The 4146-nt window shown below is 62.7% G+C and carries 5 protein-coding genes; 2 read left to right on the forward strand and 3 right to left on the reverse strand.

The features are described 5' to 3' along the window. Positions 1–77 precede the first annotated feature (77 nt). Positions 78–662, forward strand: coding sequence for a hypothetical protein (locus GM1_RS22570; protein ID WP_157436257.1), 585 nt, complete (start codon positions 78–80; stop codon positions 660–662). Positions 663–1388: 726 nt separating this feature from the next. Here GM1_RS22570 and GM1_RS21095 read toward each other — a convergent pair. From GM1_RS21095 to GM1_RS21105, 3 genes are all read right to left on the reverse strand, one after another. Then, positions 1389–1826, reverse strand: a complete 438-nt coding sequence (locus GM1_RS21095) for a type II toxin-antitoxin system VapC family toxin (protein ID WP_008382293.1) — start codon at positions 1824–1826, stop codon at positions 1389–1391. Further along, positions 1823–2062, reverse strand: a complete 240-nt coding sequence (locus GM1_RS21100; RefSeq protein WP_008382294.1) for a type II toxin-antitoxin system Phd/YefM family antitoxin — start codon at positions 2060–2062, stop codon at positions 1823–1825. Before GM1_RS21100 ends, GM1_RS21095 begins: the two co-directional genes overlap by 4 nt. 109 nt (positions 2063–2171) lie before the next feature. Next, entirely contained in the window at positions 2172–2384 is a 213-nt protein-coding gene (locus GM1_RS21105; RefSeq protein WP_008382295.1) for a hypothetical protein, read from the reverse strand. 567 nt (positions 2385–2951) lie between these two features. Here GM1_RS21105 and GM1_RS21110 point away from each other — a divergent pair. Next, a complete protein-coding gene (locus GM1_RS21110; RefSeq protein WP_008382297.1) occupies positions 2952–4016 on the forward strand; it encodes a BtrH N-terminal domain-containing protein in 1065 nt (354 codons plus the stop codon). The last annotated feature ends 130 nt before the right edge of the window (positions 4017–4146 follow it).

Here is a 4146-nt window from a genome sequence, read left to right on the forward strand (position 1 = left end):
GGTCCCGGTGATGTGAGCTGTTGGGGCCAACGTGCCGAAGACCTTCCTGGGAACGCCGTGGCAGCTAGCGTCGAGAAATGCGGATGAAAGTAGCGGTACTGTCGGTCGTCTTTGCGGTAGCGCTCGCCGGCTGCGCATCGGCGACACCCGGTCCCGTAGATGTTGATCCGTTGACGAGCGTTACTTCTGAATCCGTAGCCCCACCGCGGGCGGAGTCGGAGATCTACGCTGCTGTCGTGCGGCAATTGGTCCTGATCGACCATTCATTCGGGAGCGGTCCACCCACTCCGTTCAGGCAGGTGTATGTGCTCGACAGCTATGCGTCCGGCAGCGGGGACATGGTCATCGTGACTGACGGACCACCTCTGGACGCTGACCTTAAGAATGCGATCGCGAACCAACCCGGCGACATGCCGCCGGTGGAGTTCATCGCACGGAGGGAAGACAAAGGGCATGTCGAACGCCAGGGTCTGACCGCAGTTGACAACGATGGTGTCATCGTTGGCCTCGCCCCGCTGGCTTACCAGGGTGAGGGAACTGTGCATGTCGGTGCCGGTTACTGGTGCGGCGGCGATTGCGGGCTCGCGGTGACCTATGTGGTCGACAAGGTGCACGGTCATTGGCAGGTCACCGGCCAGACCGGCCCGATGTCGATCGCGTAGCACGATGGTCAATGCATCAAAGGCTCAACCCAGCTCCCTGATTCAGATCGGTCCGTTCCGTCGGTTCCTCCCCCGAGTCGTTGGACTTGCCATGTGTGGACTCTTGATTGCAACGGGAGTTTCGGTGGGGGCCGCCGGCACTGCGTGTGCGTGCAGTTGTGTTGGCTACACCACGGAGGAAGCTGCAACGCAGGCTGACGGTGTCTTCGTCGCGCGAGCCACGGACAAGGTGTCGGCCGGGCCAGATGACATCTACGAGTTCGCTGTGCTCGAGGTTTCAAAGGGGACGTCGGAACCAGTACCACCGTCAAGACATCGTCGCAGGGACCGTCCTGCGGCGTCAGCTACGACGTGGGAGACGAGTACCTACTTTTCGTGTCCGCCGGCGGTGGAGTTGGCCACGCGTGGAACAGCAGCCTGTGCAACGGACCGTCCGCCGTGCCGGGGGTTGATGTGCGGCCGGTACTCGAGCGGATCTACGGTCCACCGCATCCTCCGAACACCGCCGGACCGGTCAGCGAAATCACATGGTGGACAAGGGCCACGGCGGTCGTGCCGTTGCCGCTGATGGCCCTCGCGGGCATCGTCCTCATAGCAGCTGTATGGCGGACCGTGGTGATTGTGCGACGCCGCCACACGGGACGCTAGGCCCCCGTGTGTGGCCTGGCAATGGGCTTGAGATGCCGGTTGCTGCGTGTGAGACACCTCGCCAGTGACCCCTTTTGATTATGTTGGCTGATGTGAATCGGGGTGGGTGACGGCCCTGAGGTCGAGTTGGGGTATTCCGACGAAGTCGTCTGGATTGCAGGTGTAGAGCGGCAGGTCGTGTGCGATTGCGCTGGCAGCGATTAGCGCATCGTAGGCGCGGGCGGCGGGTTTGCGGCCAGAGCTCCGTAATGCCGCCGCCACGCCGCCGAAGGCACGTGCGCTTTCGGCGTCGAACGGCACGATCTCGAAGTCTGCTTCTGCTTGTTGCAGATGTTGTTGGCGCGCACTGCGTTCGGCGTAATTCTGGGCGACGTGGGGCCCTACCGATAGTTCAGCAAGGGTCACAGCGCTGATGGTTGATTCGTCGGGCAGCTCGGCGGGATTGGTGAGCCTGCCGAGCAGGATGACTGTTGAGGTGTCGAGAAGGCCCCGGTGTCGGCCCTCGGCCTGGCTCATACTGTGGAATCGAGCACGGTGTCGACATCTGCACGCAACGTGTCGACGTCGACGCGGGGAAGATTGCGTCGCCGACGGATCAGTTCCTCGGGACTGACGCTGCGCCGTGGCAGTGGACTGAGCTCAGCCACCGGTGTGCCGTCACGTGTGACCACGATCCGTTCACCGCGGTCCACCCGGCGCAGCACTTCCCCACCGTTGTTACGTAGATCTCGCACGCTGACAACCTCAGTCACCCCCCGAGTGTATCACCGGTGAGACACTCAGGGGGTTGGTAGTTATGGGATTGTGGATCGATCCGGACTGTTCTCGCGAAGCCGCGCCTTAATCGAGGTGGCGGCAGGGTTATTCGGCACGCGTCACCGGGACCGAACTCCTCAAACTGTTTACAGTGCAAGGGCTCCCCACCTCCTGAGCAGCGAGCACATCCGGTGCCATGCGCCCGATGGTCGTCGCCAAAGCATTGGCTTTCGCGTCGAACTCGACCGTCGTCTCGGGGCCGGCCTGTCCGCCCGGCGCAAACAGGTTCTCCAGGTTCCACGTCGCGATCCGCACCATAGACCCAGCCTGGCACGAGCAGGTTAACCATTGGTAAGGTCGTCGCGACCGACAGCCCACACCTTCATGGAGTCGTGTCAGCCCGCGAACCGACCATCCAGATGCCTTAGGGAGTCAACCCAGCCTTTAGATGCAGTTCGTTGTCCGATAGTTCGGGGCCAGCCAATCTGAAACGATGACTGAACCACTGCTCCCGCCCAGGCCCGATGACCAAGGTATCGCTGCTGCGTACCCCGGCCGCGGCGCACCAGGAACCGAATCGGTAGTCGAAGGCGGCCAACCGGCAACACCTGAAGAGATCGAAGCATTCAACAAACGGATGGACGACGAGCGAGACAACGGCCCACGGTTTCACGCACCTCTACCCGACGATGTGGCACGTCCCTAAGGACACACCCCCACATGACGGACCGAACGGGCCGTCTATCGGCGGACTGAACTGCGAGGATGTCCCGAGTTCCGTGGAACTCGGGACATCCTCCCTGGAACGCATCCCTGGCAATTGACTGGGGCGTTGACACCAACGCCCCGCCACACCAACGCCCCGCGACTCGGAAAGGACGGCATATGCCCCGCAAGACCTTCATCCAGGGTTACCCCCATCAGATCGGGGGCCACTGTGGTTCAGGCGCGATGCGAGATCTGCTGCACTGGCACGGTCTCGGGTGGGACGGACCGCCCAGCGAAGGGCTCGTATTTACCCTCGGGGGTGCCTTGGGGTTGTCCTATCTTCGATCGAATGCCCTCGTTCCACCGCTGTATCTGGTGGGACGAGGTGCTGACTTCGAAGTCGACCTACCCCGCCGGCTCGGCGGGCAGGTCCAGGTCCTAACCACCGATGATCCAGAGGAGGGATGGTCGTGGGTTCGCGACGAAATCGACTCCGGTCGACCAAGCCTGGTGTGGGGCGACATCGCCGAGCTACCGTATCTGAGGGTCCAGATGCAGATGAGCCGCCACGACATCGTCGTAATCGGCTACGACGAGGACGCGGGCGTAGCGTTCGTCGTAGACAACGACCGGGCCGAGGTGCAGGCGGTCCCCTTCGACTCGCTGGCTCGGGCCAGGTCTTCGACGTCGTTCCCACAGCCGACGCGCCACTGCACGTATCGCATTACCTGGCCGAGCGCGCTCCCCACTATCGGCGACACTGCAGCGGCAGCGTTCCGGCAGTCTGCTGACAACATGCGTCAGGCATCGGGGGCAAGCATCGCCGATCTCACCGTAGCGAGCGGTGCCGAGGGCTTGGCCGCCGCGGCAGCGCTGGCCGCCGACGTCCACACCTGGGCCGACCTTCCAGATGACGAACTTGAAATCTTACTGTTCAGCCTCGGCGCGTTCATCGAGAAGGCAGGCACCGGCGGCGGGTTGTTCCGACGCTTACTCGCCGAGGGGTGCGCTGAGGTCGCAAGACTGACTGGCGACCTCGCCACAGCAGACCTGGCGCAAGCCGCCGACTGCTGTGCGCGGGCCTGGACCGAGACCGCGCGCGCCGGGATCCAGCGCGGCGCTGATGTGCGAGCTCGCCTAGATGCGGTGGTCGAGGCCGCCGGTCGACTGCCAAAGGAGGAGACGGATCTTGTCGAGGCTTTGGAACTTGCGTCCAGCTCGTTGGCGACTGCAGACCACTAACCGTCGTCTCGTGGAAATAAGATCAGGAGCCCATTATGTAAGACGAAGTTGTTGTAGAGAAGGGCATTACACGGGGAACACGTTTGTTGCGGTGGAACTTTGATATATCCGTCAAAAGAGAACGCTAGCC

Source organism: Gordonia malaquae NBRC 108250 (assembly GCF_000344135.1).
Classification (GTDB): domain Bacteria; phylum Actinomycetota; class Actinomycetes; order Mycobacteriales; family Mycobacteriaceae; genus Gordonia; species Gordonia malaquae.

Excerpts from the sequence above, each read along its gene's own strand:
- GM1_RS21110 (WP_008382297.1), top strand. The coding sequence starts at position 2,952 with ATGCCCCGCAAGACCTTCATCCAGGGTTACCCCCATCAGATCGGGGGC.
- GM1_RS21105 (WP_008382295.1), bottom strand. The coding sequence starts at position 2,384 with ATGGTGCGGATCGCGACGTGGAACCTGGAGAACCTGTTTGCGCCGGGC.
- GM1_RS22570 (WP_157436257.1), top strand. The coding sequence starts at position 78 with ATGCGGATGAAAGTAGCGGTACTGTCGGTCGTCTTTGCGGTAGCGCTC.
- GM1_RS21095 (WP_008382293.1), bottom strand. The coding sequence starts at position 1,826 with ATGAGCCAGGCCGAGGGCCGACACCGGGGCCTTCTCGACACCTCAACA.